The 17,317-nt window shown below is 69.8% G+C and carries 12 protein-coding genes; 4 read left to right on the plus strand and 8 right to left on the minus strand.

Annotation, left to right across the window (positions count from 1 at the left end):
• Positions 1-21: 21 nt before the first annotated feature.
• The 7 genes from ACFZAU_RS06230 to ACFZAU_RS06260 form a co-directional block, all read right to left on the minus strand.
• Positions 22-1,134: an ABC transporter ATP-binding protein gene (locus ACFZAU_RS06230; RefSeq protein WP_500551291.1), complete on the minus strand. Its 1,113-nt coding sequence runs from the start codon at positions 1,132-1,134 to the stop codon at positions 22-24.
• The gene (locus tag ACFZAU_RS06235) at positions 1,127-2,182 is read right to left on the minus strand and encodes an ABC transporter ATP-binding protein (RefSeq protein ID WP_499607131.1); all 1,056 of its coding nucleotides are present in this window, start codon (positions 2,180-2,182) and stop codon (positions 1,127-1,129) included. Before ACFZAU_RS06235 ends, ACFZAU_RS06230 begins: the two co-directional genes overlap by 8 nt.
• A gap of 11 nt (positions 2,183-2,193) precedes the next feature.
• Positions 2,194-3,156, minus strand: coding sequence for an ABC transporter permease (locus tag ACFZAU_RS06240; RefSeq protein WP_500551292.1), 963 nt, complete (start codon positions 3,154-3,156; stop codon positions 2,194-2,196).
• Complete coding sequence (locus ACFZAU_RS06245) at positions 3,149-4,081, minus strand: ABC transporter permease (protein WP_500551293.1); 933 nt, start codon at positions 4,079-4,081, stop codon at positions 3,149-3,151. Before ACFZAU_RS06245 ends, ACFZAU_RS06240 begins: the two co-directional genes overlap by 8 nt.
• Positions 4,082-4,235: 154 nt before the next feature.
• On the minus strand, positions 4,236-5,870 hold the full coding sequence (locus ACFZAU_RS06250) for a peptide ABC transporter substrate-binding protein (protein WP_500551294.1): 1,635 nt from the start codon (positions 5,868-5,870) through the stop codon (positions 4,236-4,238).
• Between the two features lie 714 nt (positions 5,871-6,584).
• A complete protein-coding gene (gene typA / locus ACFZAU_RS06255) occupies positions 6,585-8,480 on the minus strand; it encodes a translational GTPase TypA (RefSeq protein ID WP_499607142.1) in 1,896 nt (631 codons plus the stop codon).
• Between the two features lie 170 nt (positions 8,481-8,650).
• Positions 8,651-10,414: an ABC transporter family substrate-binding protein gene (locus ACFZAU_RS06260; protein WP_500551295.1), complete on the minus strand. Its 1,764-nt coding sequence runs from the start codon at positions 10,412-10,414 to the stop codon at positions 8,651-8,653.
• Positions 10,415-10,767: 353 nt separating this feature from the next.
• On the opposite strand from ACFZAU_RS06260, the gene ACFZAU_RS06265 reads away from it, so the two are divergent.
• Genes ACFZAU_RS06265 through ACFZAU_RS06280 form a run of 4 tightly spaced genes read left to right on the plus strand, consistent with a single transcriptional unit; the run spans position 10,768 to position 14,636 of the window.
• Positions 10,768-11,061, plus strand: a complete 294-nt coding sequence (locus ACFZAU_RS06265; protein WP_499607147.1) for an Rv0250c family protein — start codon at positions 10,768-10,770, stop codon at positions 11,059-11,061.
• Between the two features lie 10 nt (positions 11,062-11,071).
• Positions 11,072-11,917 (plus strand): succinate dehydrogenase subunit SdhC, encoded by an 846-nt coding sequence (sdhC, locus tag ACFZAU_RS06270; protein ID WP_500459178.1) that lies wholly within the window; start codon positions 11,072-11,074, stop codon positions 11,915-11,917.
• Positions 11,917-13,872, plus strand: coding sequence for a fumarate reductase/succinate dehydrogenase flavoprotein subunit (locus ACFZAU_RS06275; RefSeq protein ID WP_500551296.1), 1,956 nt, complete (start codon positions 11,917-11,919; stop codon positions 13,870-13,872). Before sdhC ends, ACFZAU_RS06275 begins: the two co-directional genes overlap by 1 nt.
• Positions 13,869-14,636: a succinate dehydrogenase/fumarate reductase iron-sulfur subunit gene (locus ACFZAU_RS06280; protein WP_500551297.1), complete on the plus strand. Its 768-nt coding sequence runs from the start codon at positions 13,869-13,871 to the stop codon at positions 14,634-14,636. The genes ACFZAU_RS06275 and ACFZAU_RS06280 overlap by 4 nt, the downstream gene beginning before the upstream one ends.
• A 33-nt stretch (positions 14,637-14,669) precedes the next feature.
• Here ACFZAU_RS06280 and ACFZAU_RS06285 read toward each other — a convergent pair whose 3' ends face one another.
• A complete protein-coding gene (locus ACFZAU_RS06285; protein WP_500551298.1) occupies positions 14,670-17,288 on the minus strand; it encodes a SpoIIE family protein phosphatase in 2,619 nt (872 codons plus the stop codon).
• Positions 17,289-17,317: the final 29 nt, after the last annotated feature.

Raw genomic sequence — 17,317 nt, forward strand, 5'->3', positions numbered from 1 at the left:
CGTGGGTGGTGCGGGTGGTGCTCAGTTCACCGCGTGGACGACGTCCTTCTCCTCGGCGAAGTGGCAGGCCGACTCGTGCGCGGCCGGGGTGTCGTCACCCTTGAAGCGCTGCGGAACGGCCAGCAGCGGCTCCTCGGTGGCGCACCGGTCCTGCGCCTTCCAGCAGCGGGTGCGGAAGCGGCAGCCGGACGGCGGGTTGGCGGGCGAGGGCACGTCACCGGTCAGGATGATGCGCTCGCGGTGGTCGCGCGCCTCGGGGTCCGGAACCGGCACCGCCGACAGCAGGGCCTGGGTGTACGGGTGGGTCGGGTGGTCGTAGATCTCGGTGTCGGTACCGATCTCGGCCATCTTGCCCAGGTACATCACGCCGACGCGGTCGGAGATGTGGCGGACGATCGACAGGTCGTGCGCGATGAAGATGTAGGACAGGTTGAACTCGTCCTGCAGCTTCTCCATCAGGTTGATGACCTGCGCCTGCACCGAGACGTCCAGCGCCGAGACCGGCTCGTCGCAGATGATGATCTCCGGGTTGAGCGCCAGGCCGCGGGCGATGCCGATGCGCTGGCGCTGGCCGCCGGAGAACTGGTGCGGGTACCGGTTGATGTACTCCGGGTTCAGGCCGACGACGTCCAGCAGCTCCTGCACCTTGCGGCGCCGGTCGCCCTTCGGGGCCACCTCGGGGTGGATGTCGAAGGTCTCGCCGATGATGTCGCCGACCGTCATGCGCGGGTTCAGCGAGGTGTACGGGTCCTGGAACACCATCTGGATGTTCCGGCGCACGGCCTTCAGGGCGCGGCGGGACAGCTTGGTGATGTCCTGCCCCTTGTAGAAGACCTCGCCGGCGGTGGCCCGCTCCAGGTTCATCAGCAGCTTGGCGACGGTGGACTTGCCGCAGCCGGACTCGCCCACGATGCCCAGGGTCTCGCCCTGGTACAGGTCGAAGGAGATGCCGTCGACCGCCTTGACGGCGCCGACCTGCTTCTTGAAGAGGATGCCCTGGGTCAGCGGGAAGTGCTTGACCAGGTTGCGCACCTGGAGGATGGGCTCGCCGCGCTCGACCGGCTTGGCGATGGCGGCCTCGACCGCCGCCACCTCGTCGGAGACGGCCTCGTCGTTCTTGGTGACGTCAGCCATGGATCGTCTCCTTCCAGAAGTGGCACGCGCTGCCGCGGCCCGGCAGCTCGCTGCCGTCCTTCTCGGTCACCCGGTGCAGCGCGGGGACCTCGGTGCGGCAGATGTCCTGCGCCATCTCGCAGCGCGGGTTGAAGGCGCAGCCGGAGGGGATGCGCAGCAGGTTCGGGGGCAGGCCCTTGATCGCGTAGAGCTCCTGGCCCTTCTGGTCCAGGCGCGGGATCGACTCCAGCAGGCCCTTGGTGTACGGGTGCGCCGGGCGCTTGTAGATCTCGTGGACGGGCGCGGTCTCGACGATCCGGCCCGCGTACATCACGGCGATCTTGTCCGCGACGTCGGCGACCACGCCGAGGTCGTGGGTGATGAGGATCAGGCCCATGTTGTACTCGCGCTGCAGGTCCGCGAGCAGGTCCATGACCTGGGCCTGCACCGTCACGTCGAGCGCGGTGGTCGGCTCGTCGGCGATGATCAGCTCGGGCTCCAGGGCGAGCGCCATCGCGATCATGATGCGCTGGCGCATGCCGCCGGAGAACTGGTGCGGGTAGTCGTTGACCCGCTCCTTCGCCGCCGGGATGCGGACCCGGTCCATGAGCTCGATGGACTTGGCCCTGGCTTCCTTCTTGGACATGCCCTGGTGGACCCGGAACATCTCGCCCAGCTGGTAGCCGACGGTGAGCACCGGGTTCAGCGAGGACAGCGCGTCCTGGAAGATCATCGCGATCTTGCGGCCGCGGATCTTCCGGCGCTCCTCGCCGGACATCTTGAGCATGTCCCGGCCCTGGAAGAGGATCTCGCCCTGCGGGATCTTCCCGGGCGGCATGTCGAGGATGCCCATGATCGCCTGCGCGGTGACGGACTTGCCGGAGCCGGACTCACCCAGCACCGCCAGCGTCTCACCGGCCGACACCGTGTAGTTCACGCCGTTGACGGCCTTGGCGACGCCGTCCCGGGTGTGGAACTCCACGTGCAGGTCGCGCACTTCCAGCAGCGGAGAGGTGGCGTCCCCGGTACGGGGCGCGGGCACGTCCGCGTTCTTGTCGATGATGGTCACGTACGCCTCCCTCAGCGCAGCTTGGGGTCGAGGGCGTTGCGGACCGCATCGCCGAGCATGATGAACGCCAGGACCGTGATGCTCAGCATGATCGACGGGTACAGCATGATGTGCTGCGCCGTACGGATCTGCTGGGCGCCGCCGGAGATGTCCTGGCCCCAGGAGACCACGGACGTCGGCAGACCGAGTCCGAGGTAGGACAGGGTCGCCTCGGCGGAGATGTAACCGCCGAGCGCGATGGTGGCGACCACGATCACCGGGGCGACCGCGTTCGGCAGGATGTGCTTGAACAGGATCCGCGAGGTGCTCGCGCCCAGCGCCTGGGCGGCGTGCACGTAGTCCGCCTGCTTGATGGTGATCACCGAACCGCGCATGACGCGGGCGATCTGCGTCCAGCCGAGGAAGGCCAGCGCTCCCGACACCACCCACACGGTGCGGTTGGTGAAGGAGTTCAGCACGACCAGCGTGCCGAGCAGGAAGGGGACCGCGAAGAAGATGTCGGTGATCCGGGACAGCAGCGTGTCGACCCAGCCGCCGAAGTAGCCGGCGACCATGCCGACCAGGCCGCCCAGCACGGTGACCAGGAGGGTCACGCTGATGCCGACGGTGATCGAGGCACGGGTCCCGTAGATCACGCGGGCGAAGACGCTGCGGCCCTGCCCGTCGTAACCGAGCCACCCGGCGGAGAACACCTTCCCGTACTCGGGCTTGCCGAGGTAGTGGTTCCGCAGGTCGGCGTAGGTCGGCGAGGCACTGGTGAACAGGCCCGGGAAGACCGCGATGACCAGGAGGATCAGGATCAGGATGCCGGAGACCACGAAGTAGGGGTTGCGGCGCAGGTCCCGCCAGGCGTCGCCCCACAGGCTGCGCGCCTTCTCCGCCGCGGGCGCGGGCCCTGTGGCGGCAACGGCGTCCGCGGCCGTGGCGGCCATCGGGTCCGCGTTCTCGACGGCGGTCTTGGTGACGTCAGGCATAACGGATCCTCGGGTCCAGGACCGCGTAGAGCAGGTCGACGATCAGGCTGGTGAAGAGGAAGACCAGCACGAGGACGGTGACCAGACCGACCAGCGTGGTCCCCTCGCGGCGCAGGATCGACTCGTAGATCGTGCCGCCGACACCATGGATGTTGAACAGGCCCTCAGTGACGACCGCACCGCCCATCAGGGCGCCGATGTCGGTGCCGAGGAAGGTGACCACGGGGATCATCGAGTTGCGCATCAGGTGCACACCGACCACCCGGCGCCGGGGCAGGCCCTTGGCGATGGCGGTCCGCATGTAGTCGGCGCGCAGGTTCTCGGCTATGGAGGTACGGGTGAGGCGCGCCACGTACGCCAGCGAGAGGCTGGCCAGCACGATGGCCGGCATCAGCAGCTGGCTGTAGTTCGTGTCGTCCTGGACGTTCGGTGTCATCCAGTCGAGCTGGAAGGCGAAGACCAGCTTGAAGATGAAGCCGAGGACGAAGACCGGCACCGAGATCAGCAGCAGGGTGAAGATCAGCACCATCGAGTCGGCGAGCTTGCCCGCGCGCATGCCGGCCCAGACACCGAGGGCGATGCCCACGACCAGTTCGATCGCGAAGGAGAGCCCCGCGAGCCGGAAGGTCACCGGGAACGCGTCGCTGAGCACGTCCCGCACCGGCCGACCGCTGGCAATCTGGTTGCCGAAGTCGAAGTGCAGGATGATGCCCGTCATGTAATCCCAGTACTGCTTCAGGATCGGCTGGTCGAGACCGAGTTCGTGACGGATCCGTGCCACGGTCGCCGGGTCGATGCCCTTGTCACCGCCGAGCGCCCGTACGGGGTCGCCGGGGAGGGCGTAGACCATGAGAAAGATGAGCAGAGTCGTCCCGATGAAAACCGGGATCATCTGGAGCAGTCGCCGCGCGACGTAACGCCCCATCGTGCCTCCATGTCAGTCGCTGTGGCAGCAGAGATGGGCCCTTCCCCCGTCCTCCTCTTCGGGAAGACGGGAGAAGGGCCCCCCAGCCGTTGCCTGCACCCCGCGCGTCCGACGTCTCCGTCAGCCCCGCACCGGCGTGCTCAGTACGCGATGGTTACTTCTTGACCTCGACGCCGGTGAGGATCGGGTCACCGTTCTGGGCGTACTGGACGTTAGAGACGTTCTCCGAGTAGCCGGCGTTGACCTTGTAGTACCAGAGCGGGATGGCGGGCATGAGCTCGACCATCTTCTTCTCGACGGCCTGGTACTCCTTGACCGACTCGTCCAGGCTGGCCGCGGTGTCGGCCTTCTTGATCATCTCGTCCAGCTCCTTGTTGGAGAAGCCGGACTGGTTGCCCGCCGAGGTGGTGGCGTACAGGTCACGGATGAAGTTGGCGTTCACGGGGTAGTCGAGCACCCAGCCACTGCGGTAGATCGACTTGACCTCGTGGGCGTCGCGGGCGTCCAGGTCGCTCTGGAAGTCGGCCTTGGAGTCGCCGGCGCACTTGATGCCCGTCGCGTTGGTGATGCTGTTGCAGACGGCCTCCACCCACTCCTTGTGGCCACCGTCGGCGTTGTACTGGATGGAGATCTTGTTGCCGGGGACGCCGCCGCCGGCCTTGATGAGCTCCTTGGCCTTCGCGGGGTCGTACTTGAAGACGTCGCCGCCCACGTTGTCCTGGTAGCCGAGCACGCCCTTGGCGACGAAGCCGGTGGCGGGCTCACGGGTGCCCTGGAGCACGGTCTTGGTGATGGTGTCGCGGTCGATCGCCATCGACAGACCCTGGATGACCTTGGGGTCGACGTTCTTCCACTGCTTGGAGTAGAAGGCCGGGACGATGGACTGGATGGCGGAGTACGCCTGGTCCACGGCGCGGTCGCCGAGGTCGTCACGGTAGACCGGGAGGTCCTTCGGGCCGATCTGGCGCAGGACGTCGACGTTGCCGGACTTCAGGTCCTCGTACGCAGCCTCGAGGCCGGTGTAGTTCTTGAAGATCACACCGCCGTTCTTCGCCTTGTCCGGGCCCTTGTAGCCGTCGAAGCGCTTGACCTCGATCTGCTTCTTGTGGTCCCACTTGACGAACTGGTACGGGCCGTTGCCGACCGGGTTCTCGCCCGCGGCCTTCGGGTCCTTGTAGAAGGACTCCGGCAGCGGCGAGAACACCTCGTAACCGAGCTTGTACACGAAGTACGGGATCGCGGTGGTGAGCTCGATGGTGAAGGTCTTGTCGTCGACGACCTTCAGGCCCGACATGGCGTCGGCCTTCGGCTTCGCACCCTCCTTGTCGGGGTGGACGTCCGCGAAGCCCTTGATGTCGGCGAACCACGACGCGTTGGTCTGCGCGTTGTTGATGTTGGCGGCCCAGTTCCACGCCTTGACGTAGGACTCCGCGGTCACCGGGGTGCCGTCGTGGAAGGTCCAGCCGTCCTGCAGGGTGACCGTGTAGGTCTTGTTGTCCTTGGTGTCCACCGACTTGGCGTTCACCATGACGATGTTGCCCTTGGGGTCGTAGTCCACGAGCTGCGCGAACAGCGAGCGGACGACGATGCTGCCGTTGGACTCCATGGTGTTGGCAGGCTGCAGGGGGTTCTGCGGCTCGCCGACCTCGACGGAGAACTTGCCGTTGGGGTTGACGCCGCCAGCGTCGTTCTTGCTGCCCTTGTCGCCACCGCCGCCACCGCAAGCGGTAGCAGCCATAGCGACGATGATCGCACCTGCGACCCAAGTGGCGCTCTTGGCACCGCGCATGGGTTTGCCTCCTCAGGAGTCACTGTTCTTACGTGAAAGGGCCGGCCTCACTGACACCCCTGACAGTGATTCCGGTCACCTGTGCTCGTGAGTCGGCGCTCCCCATAAGCGCTTGGACCCATTGACCCGAGCTCAACGGCTCCAACTATCGGTCACGTTGGGCCTACGAACCACACACTTACGATTTCGTTTTGGTCACAACCGGTCCAAAACAATCCCGCAATTCGGACATTTAGATTGTAGACAGACACCGACGAAACGGACTTGTAACACAAGTACCGGTGAACGTCGTCCGGTATCCGGACGTCGCCGGACTGAAATCCGGTTGCCCTCAAAGCGCGTAGATTCCACGCGAATGTACGTGCCTGACGGGCCGACAGGGAACGATGTGTCGCGCCCGCGCCAGTGGCGCAACCGCGACACATCGGCACCCCCGGGGCCGATCCCCGCACAGCGGGCGACGCGGCGGTGAGTTCGGTCACACGGGGCCCCCGCAAGGGCCGTGGATGTGACCGGCGTCACGGGGAACGGCGCTCCGCGCGCACCCGGACCCACGGGGGACGCCCGGCGATGTCGCACATGCGACACGGCGGGCCGCAGCCGGGGACCGTCATGGAGCGGCCCGGCCGCCTCGGGGGGACCGAGGACGGCCGGGCCGCTGTCGCCGCCGCCGAGGACCCGGTCCGCGCCGCGGGGGCGCGGACCGGGCAGGCCTCAGCGCTTGGCGCGGGAGGCGGTGCGCCCGCGCTCCTTCTGGTCCAGGACGACCTTGCGGATGCGGACCGTCTCCGGGGTCACCTCGACGCACTCGTCGTCGCGGCAGAACTCCAGCGACTGCTCCAGGGAGAGCTTGCGCGGCGGGACGATCGCCTCGAACGAGTCGGCCGACGAGGACCGCATGTTCGTGAGCTTCTTCTCCTTGGTGATGTTGACGTCCATGTCGTCGGCGCGGGAGTTCTCGCCGACGATCATGCCCTCGTACACCTCGGTGCCCGGGTCGGTGAACAGCACGCCGCGCTCCTGGAGGTTCGTCATCGCGAAGGCGGTGACGGCACCGGCGCGGTCGGCGACCAGCGAACCGTTGTTGCGGGTCACCAGCTGGCCGAACCACGGCTCGTGGCCCTCGTGGATCGAGTGGGCGATGCCCGTACCGCGCGTTCCGGTCAGGAACTCGGTACGGAAGCCGATCAGACCGCGGGAGGGGACGACGAACTCCATGCGGACCCAGCCGGAGCCGTGGTTGGACATGTTGTCCATCCGGCCCTTGCGGGTGCCCATGAGCTGCGTCACGGCGCCCATGTGCTCCTCGGGCACGTCGATGGTGATGCGCTCGACCGGCTCGTGGACCTTGCCGTCGACCTCGCGGGTGACGACCTGCGGCTTGCCGATCGTCAGCTCGAAGCCCTCACGGCGCATCTGCTCGACCAGGATGGCGAGCGCGAGCTCACCGCGGCCCTGGACCTCCCAGGCGTCCGGACGCTCGGTGTCCAGCACCCGGAGGGAGACGTTGCCGATCAGCTCGCGGTCGAGACGGTCCTTGACCTGGCGAGCGGTGACCTTGCGGTCCTTGACCGCGGACTTGACGGCGCCCTTGCCGCCGGGGCCGCGACCGACCAGCGGGGAGGTGTTGGTGCCGATGGTCATGGAGATCGCGGGCTCGTCCACCGTGATCAGCGGCAGCGCGACCGGGTTCTCCGGGTCGGCCAGGGTCTCGCCGATGGTGATCTCCGGGATGCCCGCGACGGCGCAGATGTCACCGGGGCCGGCCTTCTCGGCGGGCTTGCGGGTGAGCGCCTCGGTCATCAGCAGCTCGGTGATGCGCACGTTCTGGATCGAACCGTCGCGCTTGATCCACGCGACCGTCTGGCCCTTCGTGAGCTCGCCCTGCTCGACGCGGAGCAGCGCGATACGGCCCAGGAAGTTGTCGGCGTCGAGGTTGGTGACGTGCGCCTGGAGCGGCGCGGCCTCGTCGTACACCGGGGCCGGGACGTGCTCCAGCAGCGTGGAGAAGAACGGCTCCAGGCTGTCGCTGTCGGCCGGGACGGTGCCGTTCTCCGGCTTGGTCAGCGAGGCCACACCGTCACGCGCGCAGGCGTAGACGATCGGGAACTCGATCTGGTCCTCGTCGGCGTCCAGGTCCAGGAACAGGTCGTACGTCTCGTTGACGACCTCGTCGATCCGGGAGTCCGGACGGTCGGTCTTGTTGATGCAGAGGATGACCGGCAGCTTCGCGGACAGCGCCTTGCGCAGCACGAAGCGGGTCTGCGGCAGCGGGCCCTCGGATGCGTCGACCAGCAGCACGACCGCGTCGACCATCGACAGGCCGCGCTCGACCTCGCCACCGAAGTCGGCGTGGCCGGGGGTGTCGATGATGTTGATCGTGATGGGTTCGCCGCCACCCTTGGGGTGGTACTTCACGGCCGTGTTCTTCGCGAGAATGGTGATGCCCTTCTCGCGCTCCAGGTCGTTGGAGTCCATCATCCGGTCGTCCAGATGCTGGTGCGCGGCGAAGGCTCCGGCCTGCTTGAGCATGGCGTCCACCAGCGTCGTCTTGCCGTGGTCGACGTGGGCGACGATGGCGACATTACGAATGTCGTTACGCGTGGGCATACTGGGGCGCTTCTCCCGGGTTGGTAGGTGGGGCGGCGTGCCCTCGTCGGCACACCTGGCCCGCCGGGCGAGTCAAGCCGCGGCCTCACCCCATGGTACGGGGCCCGGGCGGCAAGGACCGCCCGGGCATGATCGTCACCGTCGCCGGGGGGCTCACGCGGAGGGCGCGGTCACTTCCTGAAGCCGATGTCCTGGAAGCGCGGGGTCGCGAAGCCGAAGGCGCCCGCGTTGAGGACGTCCTTGCGCAGGGCGACCAGCTCGGGGCGCTGGTAGAGGGGGATGGAGCCGGCCGCCGCCCAGATGCGGGCGTCGGCGCGGGCGGCGAAGTCACGGGCCTTGTCGGGGTCGAGTTCGCCGGCGGCCTGGTCGAAGAGCTGGTCGATGAGGTCGGTGCCGACCCGGGGGTAGTTCTGCGCGACGACCAGGGAGCCGTCCGGCGCCGGCTCGGGCTTGGCGAAGATCGGACGGGTGTCGGTCGCCGGGTAGGGGGTGCCGGGCCAGCCGTAGAGGGCGAGGTCGAAGTCACCGGCGGCGACGTGGTCGCGGAAGAAGCTGTCGTCGGCGACCCGCTGCAGCTCGGTGCGCACGCCGATGCCCGAGAGCATGGTGGCGATGCGGTCACCGACCGCGTTCAGGGTCGCCGAGGACTTGGGGAGCACGAAGCGCAGCGTCAGCGCCTTGCCGTTCTTGCGCAGCACCGTCTTGGCCGGTTCGACGACGCTGACCTCGACCTTGCGGGCGGGCGCCGCCTGGTTGCGCTCCGCGGCCCCGGCGCCACTGCCGGTGCCCGCCCCGGCACCGGGGTCCAGGGCGGTGCGCTGCCAGCCCGCGGCGGCCAGCAGCGCGCGGGCGGCCTTCGTGTCGGAGGTGCCCAGCGCGGAGCTGTGGTCGGCGTACCCGGCCTGGGTGAGCAGCAGCAGGTGGTTGCCGAGCGGTTCCTTGGGCAGGCCGAGCGGGCCCAGCACCGCCTTGGCGATCGCCCGGCGGTCCACCGCGCGGGCCACGGCGTGCCGCACCTCGTCGTCGGCGAGCGGCCCGGTGGAGCCGTTCAGCGCGAGCTGCGTGTAGGAGGCGGCGCGCGTCCGGTACACGGCCACGTGCTTGCCGGTCACGTCGCGGTCGACCTCCGCCACGTCCAGCGCGCCCGAGGCCAGGTCGCCGGCCCGCTCGTGCGCGGGCGTCACGGCGAGGACCAGTTCGGACAGCTTGGCCCGGTCGCCCCACCACTTGGCGTTGCGTTCCAGCGTGACGGACTTGCCGCTCGCGCTTCGGACCTTGAAGGGCCCGCCGGACACCGGCAGCGTGCGGCGCGCCCCCTCGTTGAAGGACTTGGCGGTGCCGGTGACGGCCTTGGGGTACAGCGGCGTGAACAGCGCCTGCCAGTCCGCGTACCGCTTCTTGAAGGTGACCTTCACCTCGTGCGCGTCCTTGCCGGCCGTGACGGCCGAGATCCGGTCGTACCCGGCGTTGCGCGCGCTCCAGAACGCGTCGTCGGTGCCGCGCAGCGCCTTCCACTGGGCGGCGAAGTCGGCGGCGCCGATCGCGCGGCCGTCGCTCCAGACCGCTTTGGGGTCGAGCCGGTACGACACCACCTGCTGCGGCTCGCTGCGCACCACCTTCGCCGACCGCAGCAGGTCGGTGTCCATCCGGGGACGGCCCTTGCCGTCCAGCCGGAAGGTGGCCGGCAGGACGGCCCCGGCGACCAGGGAGGTGGTCTCGTTCGCCCCGGCCTGGTACGCGTTCAGCGTGCCGGGGGCCGCGTCCACGGCCCAGCGCAGGGTGCCTCCGTCGCGCACCCCGTCGCGCGGCGCCGCGGCGAGGTCGGTCCCGGCGAGGGGGTCGTCCTTGCCGGCGGAGCACCCGGCGGAGGCGGCGACCGCGGCGGCGAGTGCCACGGCGGTCGCGGAACGGATCAAGGTGGCGCTGCGGGCCATGCGTGCGTACCTCCGCCAGGGAGCCATGATCACGGGGCGGTCTATTTGCCGCTTATCGCACCTACTGAAAGCCATTCCGCGACCCGGACGCCCTCGACACGTCGCGCGTCCCCGCCCTCCCACCCGCCCGGCGCAACGCCACGGCGGGCCCCCGCCCCGCGGAGCGGGCACCGCCCCCGCACGGGTGCGCGGCCTTCGGGGGAATCCCCACGCCACGGCGCGTCCGCACCGGGCGCGCGCCACCCGTAGGTGGGAGAATCCGTGCAGATCCCTTCCCAAGCGCGACTGTGACGCGCGACACTCGCTTGGCGCCAGCGTCGTGCACCCGCAACGTGGCGGAGGTGAGGACAGCCATGTCCCTGCAGGACGAACTTGCATCGGTACAGCGCCGGCTCGACGAACTGGGCCGGGCCGTGTCCAAGCTGGAGCAGCACGTCGGCGACAGCCTGGACATGAGGCGTGTGCGCGCCGACACGAAGCACCTCAGCGACGACCTCGCGCTGCTGCGCGACAGCGTCGGGACCACCCCGGCCGCGCAGAAGCCGCGGCAGGACATGGTGACGATCCCGGATACGCCGTACGACCCCAGTCTCTGGTCCGGCGCGGAAGACGAAGGGCTGGGGGCGCCGGGCCGCCGAGCGCCCTAGGGAGTAGTCCTTGGCCACCGACACACAACCCCCCGCTCCACCGACTCCACCCGCTCCACCCGCGCGCCACGGCGTACTTTCCGCCGGGCGCGCGGCCATTCCGGCACGACATCTGCGCACCGACCGCTGGTGGGTGCAGCCCCTGCTGACCGCGCTCGGCCTGGGCGCCTTCGTCGTCTACTCGACCTGGCGGGCCTTCGCGAACGCGCACTACTACGCCGAGCCGTACGTCTCGCCGTTCTACTCGCCCTGCCTGGGCGCGAACTGCGCGGACATGCCCCTCGGCGCCCGCTGGCCGCTGTTCGGCGACTGGTGGGGGCTGTCGCCCGCACTGCTGGTGCTGATCTTCCCGCTGGGCTTCCGCCTGACGTGCTACTACTACCGCAAGGCGTACTACCGCGGGTTCTGGGCGTCGCCGCCCGCCTGCGCGGTGGCCGAGCCGCACGAGAAGTACACCGGTGAGACGCGGTTCCCGCTGATCCTGCAGAACATCCACCGGTACTTCTTCTACTTCGCCATCCCGGTCGCCGGGATCCTGACCTACGACGTCGTGCTCGCCTTCCGCGACGAGCACGGGGCGTGGGGCCACATGGGCCTGGGCACCCTGGTGCTGCTGGTGAACATCGCCCTGATCTGGGCGTACACCGCCTCGTGCCACTCCTGCCGGCACATCGTCGGCGGCCGTCTGCGGCACTTCTCCAAGCACCCGGTGCGGTACCGCATGTGGACCTGGGTGGGGAAGCTCAACTCCCGCCACATGCTGCTGGCCTGGCTTTCGCTGGTGAGCGTGGCGCTCGCCGACCTGTACGTCTACCTGGTCGCCAGTGGGGCGTTCGACGATCCGAGGTTCTTCTGATGGCACAAGTCGAACGGCACGCGTACGACGTCGTCGTGGTCGGCGCGGGCGGGGCGGGGCTGCGCGCCGCCATCGAGGCGCGCGAGCAGGGCATGCGTACCGCCGTGATCTGCAAGTCGCTCTTCGGCAAGGCGCACACCGTGATGGCCGAGGGCGGCATCGCCGCGAGCATGGCCAACGTCAACCCGCACGACAACTGGCAGGTCCACTTCCGCGACACCATGCGCGGCGGGAAGTTCCTCAACCAGTGGCGGATGGCGGAGCTGCACGCCCGGGAGGCACCGGACCGCGTCTGGGAGCTGGAGACCTGGGGCGCGCTCTTCGACCGCACCAAGGACGGGCGGATCTCCCAGCGCAACTTCGGCGGCCACGAGTACCCGCGCCTGGCGCACGTCGGCGACCGCACAGGCCTGGAGCTGATCCGCACCCTCCAGCAGAAGATCGTCTCGCTGCAGCAGGAGGACCACCGCGAGTACGGCGACTACGAGGCCCGGCTGAAGGTCTTCCAGGAGTGCACGGTCACCCGGGTGCTCAAGGAGGACGAGCGGAGCGAGACGGGGGTGCCCGCCGGCCGAAGGCCCGGGGGGAAGGTGTCCGGCGTCTTCGGCTACGTCCGCGAGTCGGGCCGCTTCTTCGTCGTCGAGGCGCCCGCCGTGGTGCTCGCGACCGGCGGCATCGGCAAGTCCTTCAAGGTGACGTCGAACTCCTGGGAGTACACCGGCGACGGGCACGCGCTGGCGCTGCTCGCCGGGGCGCCGCTGATCAACATGGAGTTCGTGCAGTTCCACCCGACCGGGATGGTCTGGCCGCCGTCGGTGAAGGGCATCCTCGTCACCGAGTCGGTCCGCGGCGACGGCGGGGTGCTGCGCAACTCCGAGGGCAAGCGGTTCATGTTCGACTACGTCCCCGACGTCTTCAAGGAGAAGTACGCGCAGAGCGAGGACGAGGGCGACCGCTGGTACGAGGACCCGGACAACAACCGCCGGCCGCCGGAGCTGCTCCCCCGCGACGAGGTGGCCCGCGCCATCAACTCCGAGGTCAAGGCGGGCCGCGGTTCCCCGCACGGCGGGGTGTTCCTGGACGTGTCGACCCGGCTGCCCGCCGAGGTCATCCGGCGCAAACTGCCCTCGATGCACCACCAGTTCAAGGAGCTGGCGGACGTCGACATCACCACGGAGGCCATGGAGGTCGGCCCCACCTGCCACTACGTGATGGGCGGCGTGGACGTCGACCCGGACACCGCGGCGGCGGCCGGGGTACCCGGGCTGTTCGCGGCGGGCGAGGTGGCCGGCGGCATGCACGGCTCCAACCGGCTGGGCGGCAACTCCCTCTCCGACCTGCTGGTCTTCGGGCGCCGGGCGGGTCTGCACGCGGCCGAGTACGCCGCAGGGCTCGGCGGCGCCCGTCCGGCCGTCGCCGAGTGGCAGGTCGACTCCGCGGCAGCGGAGGCGCTGCGGCCGTTCAGCGCCGAGGCCGAGGCCGTGCCGGACGGGGCGCCGGAGAACCCGTACACGCTCCACCAGGAACTGCAGCAGACGATGAACGACCTGGTCGGCATCATCCGCCGGCAGGGCGAGATGGAGGAGGCGCTGACCCGGCTGGACGCGCTGCGGGTCCGGGCCCGGCGGGCCGGCGTCGAGGGGCACCGGCAGTTCAACCCGGGCTGGCACCTCGCCATCGACCTGCGGAACATGCTGCTGGTGAGCGAGTGCGTGGCCCGGGCGGCGCTGGAACGCACCGAGTCCCGGGGCGGTCACACCCGGGACGACTACCCGGAGATGGACCGCCGCTGGCGCAAGCTCAACCTGGTCTGCGAACTCTCCGACCCGGCGGACGCGTTCGGCGAGGTGACGGTCGGCCGGCGCGAGACGGAACCGATCCGGCCCGACCTGCTCGCGCTCTTCGACAAGGACGAGTTGCTGAAGTACCTGACGGACGAGGAGCTGGACCGGTGAGTTCGTACACGGCGCACTTCAGGGTCTGGCGCGGCGACGCGGACGGCGGCGGGCTCCAGGACTACCAGGTCGAGGTCCACGACGGCGAGGTGGTCCTCGACATCGTCCACCGCCTGCAGGCCACCCAGGCGGGCGACCTGGCGGTGCGGTGGAACTGCAAGGCCGGCAAGTGCGGCTCGTGCAGCGCGGAGGTCAACGGCAGGCCGCGGCTGATGTGCATGACCCGCATGTCGGTGTTCGACCGGGACGAGACCGTCACGATCACGCCGATGCGGACCTTCCCCGTGGTGCGGGACCTGGTGACGGACGTGTCCTTCAACTACGAGAAGGCCCGGGAGGTGCTGTCCTTCGTCCCGCCCGAGGGGGTGGCGCCGGGCGAGTACCGGATGCACCAGCAGGACGTCGAGCGCTCGCAGGAGTTCCGCAAGTGCATCGAGTGCTTCCTGTGCCAGGACACCTGCCACGTCGTCCGTGACCACGAGGAGAACAAGAAGGCGTTCGCCGGTCCGCGCTTCCTGATGCGGGTGGCGGAGCTGAACATGCACCCGCTGGACGCGGCGGAGGAGCAGGGCCTGGACCGCAAGCGGTCGGCCCAGGAAGACCACGGACTGGGCTACTGCAACATCACCAAGTGCTGCACCGAGGTCTGCCCCGAGCACATCAAGATCACCGACAACGCGCTCATCCCGCTCAAGGAGCGCGCGGTGGACCGCAAGTACGACCCGCTGGTCTGGCTCGGCGACAAGATCCGCCGCAGGAGCTGACCGGGACCGTCGCACCCGGCGTCGGGGCGCTGCTCAGAAGAGGCTGAGCAGCGCCTCGATCGTGTCCTCGCCCGTACTGCCCTCGCCCTCGGAGGGCAGGTCCAGCTCGAACCACACCGTCTTGCCGCGGTGGGTGCGGCGGGACCCCCAGCGGGTGCTCAGCAGGGAGACCAGCTGCAGTCCGCGGCCGCCCTCGTCGGTGGCGCGGGCGCGGCGCCGGCGCGGCTGGACGAGGGCGTCGTCCCACACCTCGCAGACCAGCGTGCGGTCGCGCAGCAGCCGCAGCCGGATGTCGCCCTGGCCGTGCCGCAGGGCGTTGGTGACCAGTTCGCTGACGAGCAGTTCCGTGGTGTCGACCAGCGCGCCCAGGTCCCAGGAGAGCAGGCAGTCGCGGGCGAGTTCGCGGGCGCGGGCCACGGAGCGGGGGTTGGGCTCCAGCGTCCAGTCCCCGACGGAGTCGGCGGGAAGGCCGTGGACGCGGGCCATGAGCAGGGCGATGTCGTCCTCGCCGTGGGCGGTGTCCAGCCGGGCGAGTATGTGGTCGCAGACGTCCTCCAGCGGCCGCTGGGGTTCGTCGAGCGCGGCCCGGAAGGCGCGCAGGCCCTCGTCGAGCGGGTGGTTGCGGGACTCGACGAGGCCGTCGGTGTAGAGGGCGAGCAGGGCGCCGTCCGGCAGGTCGACCTCGACCTCCTCGAAGGGCTCCCCGCCGACGCCCAGCGGCATCCCGGTGGGCACCTCCAGCATCATGGCCTGCTCGCCGGGCTCGACCAGGACCGGCGGCAGGTGGCCGGCGTTGGCGATGGTGACCCGGCGGGAGATGGCGTCGTAGACGGCGTACACGCAGGTGGCGAGGTAGACCTCGGACAGGTCCGAGCCGTCGGCCTCCTTGCCGCGCCGGCTGCTGCGGCCGTCGCCGCTGCCGCCGAGGCCGCGGGCGACCTCGTCGAGGGCGGTGAGCACGTCGGCCGGCTCGATGTCCAGCAGCGCCAGGGTGCGTACGGCGGTGCGCAGTTCGCCCATGGCGACGGCGGCGCGCAGACCGCGGCCCATGACGTCGCCGACGACGAGCGCCGTGCGGTGACCGGGGAGTTCGATGACGTCGAACCAGTCGCCGCCGACCTCGGTCTCCATGTTGCCGGGCAGGTAGCGGCAGGCGATGTCGAGCCCGGCGGCCTCGGGGTTGCCCGGCGGGAGCAGGCTGCGCTGCAGGATGAGGGCGCGTTCGTGCTCGCGCCGGTACAGCCGGGCGTTGTCGATGAACACGGCGGCGCGGGCGGCGAGTTCCTCGGCGAGCATCCGGTCGCGCTCGGAGAAGGGCTCACTGCCCTTGGCGCGGGCGAACTGGACCAGGCCCAGCACGGTGTCGCGGGCGACGACGGGTACCGCGAGGGTGGACTGCACCAGGCCGCCGCCGAGTTCGCCGAGTTCCACCTCCTGGTCGCCGCCGTCGGCGCCTATGACCTGGGTCTGGGCGGTGCGCAGGGCGCCCGCCCAGGGCGAGTTGAAGGGGTAGCGGTGCACGGCGCCCACCGAGACCGGGCCGCCCGCGTGGCCGCCGTCGAGCGGGACCACGGGCGCGTCGGACACGGCGCTGGCGAAGGCGACCCTGCGCACCTCGCCGCTGCCGTCGGCGGTGCCGACCGGGCCCTCCTCGCCGACCAGCAGCGCCTGGTACAGGTCGACGGAGGCCAGGTCGCAGAAGTGCGGCACGGCGACGTCGAGCAGTTCGCGGGCCGTGGTCTCCAGGTCCAGGGAACTGCCGATGCGCCGGCTGGCCTCGTTGAGCAGGGCGAGGTTGCGGCGGGTGTGCGCGGCCTCCCGCTCGGCCCGCTGGCGTCCGGTGACGTCCTGGGCGAGGCCGGCGACGCCGATGGGGCGGCCGCTGCCGCTGTGCAGCCGGTACAGGGAGATCGACCAGCGCCTGCGGTTGTTGGTGCCCGAGCCGGAGGGGACGGTGCCCACGATCGTCATGTCCAGGACCGGATCACCGCTGTCCAGCACCTGCTTGAGCGCGGCCGTGAGCCGGTCGGCCTCGACGCGGGACAGGAAGTCGTGCGGGGTGCGGCCGCGGTGGTCGCCGGTGTGCCGGCCGAAGACGGTGGCGAAGCGCTGGTTGACCCGGAGCAGCTTGAGGTTGGTGTCGAAGAGGATGAAGCCCATCGGCGACTGGCCGAACACCGCCTGCGAGGACGCGAGGTCGGTCTCGATCTGGCGCAGCACGCGGACGTCCACGGCAATGCACAGCGCCCCGCGCGCCCCGGTCTCGCTGCGCGAGGGCATCACGTAGACCTCGGCCAGGCCCTCCTGGCCGGCCTTGTCGCGGTACGGCACGGTGCCGATCCACTCGCGGCCGTCGAGGATCTCCGCGATCCGCTCGTGCGCCCGGGTGCGCCGGTCCTCGGGGACGAAGGCGGTGATCGGGTCCTGGCCGAGCGCCTCGGACGCGGGAACGCCGAAGAACTCCTCGGCGCGCTCGCTCCACTGCTCGATCCGCCCGTCGGGGCCGAGGGAGAACGAGGCCACCCGGATGTAGTCGTAGAGGGAGCCGGGCGGACTGGACTGCCAGGCGCTCTGTGTCACGGCCTCAGGGTTCCGGGGCCCAACAGCCCCCGACGGCTCATCGCTCACGCCCGACCCCTCCAGCTCACACATACGGACCGGCTGGTGCCGAGTATCCAGCA

Source organism: Streptomyces sp. NPDC008238 (assembly GCF_042956445.1).
Taxonomy (GTDB): Bacteria; Actinomycetota; Actinomycetes; order Streptomycetales; family Streptomycetaceae; genus Actinacidiphila.

Excerpts from the sequence above, each read along its gene's own strand:
- ACFZAU_RS06260 (WP_500551295.1), bottom strand. The coding sequence starts at position 10,414 with ATGGCCCGCAGCGCCACCTTGATCCGTTCCGCGACCGCCGTGGCACTC.
- ACFZAU_RS06245 (WP_500551293.1), bottom strand. The coding sequence starts at position 4,081 with ATGGGGCGTTACGTCGCGCGGCGACTGCTCCAGATGATCCCGGTTTTC.
- ACFZAU_RS06275 (WP_500551296.1), top strand. The coding sequence starts at position 11,917 with ATGGCACAAGTCGAACGGCACGCGTACGACGTCGTCGTGGTCGGCGCG.
- ACFZAU_RS06240 (WP_500551292.1), bottom strand. The coding sequence starts at position 3,156 with ATGCCTGACGTCACCAAGACCGCCGTCGAGAACGCGGACCCGATGGCC.
- ACFZAU_RS06250 (WP_500551294.1), bottom strand. The coding sequence starts at position 5,870 with ATGCGCGGTGCCAAGAGCGCCACTTGGGTCGCAGGTGCGATCATCGTC.
- ACFZAU_RS06285 (WP_500551298.1), bottom strand. The coding sequence starts at position 17,288 with ATGTGTGAGCTGGAGGGGTCGGGCGTGAGCGATGAGCCGTCGGGGGCT.
- ACFZAU_RS06265 (WP_499607147.1), top strand. The coding sequence starts at position 10,768 with ATGTCCCTGCAGGACGAACTTGCATCGGTACAGCGCCGGCTCGACGAA.
- typA (WP_499607142.1), bottom strand. The coding sequence starts at position 8,480 with ATGCCCACGCGTAACGACATTCGTAATGTCGCCATCGTCGCCCACGTC.
- ACFZAU_RS06230 (WP_500551291.1), bottom strand. The coding sequence starts at position 1,134 with ATGGCTGACGTCACCAAGAACGACGAGGCCGTCTCCGACGAGGTGGCG.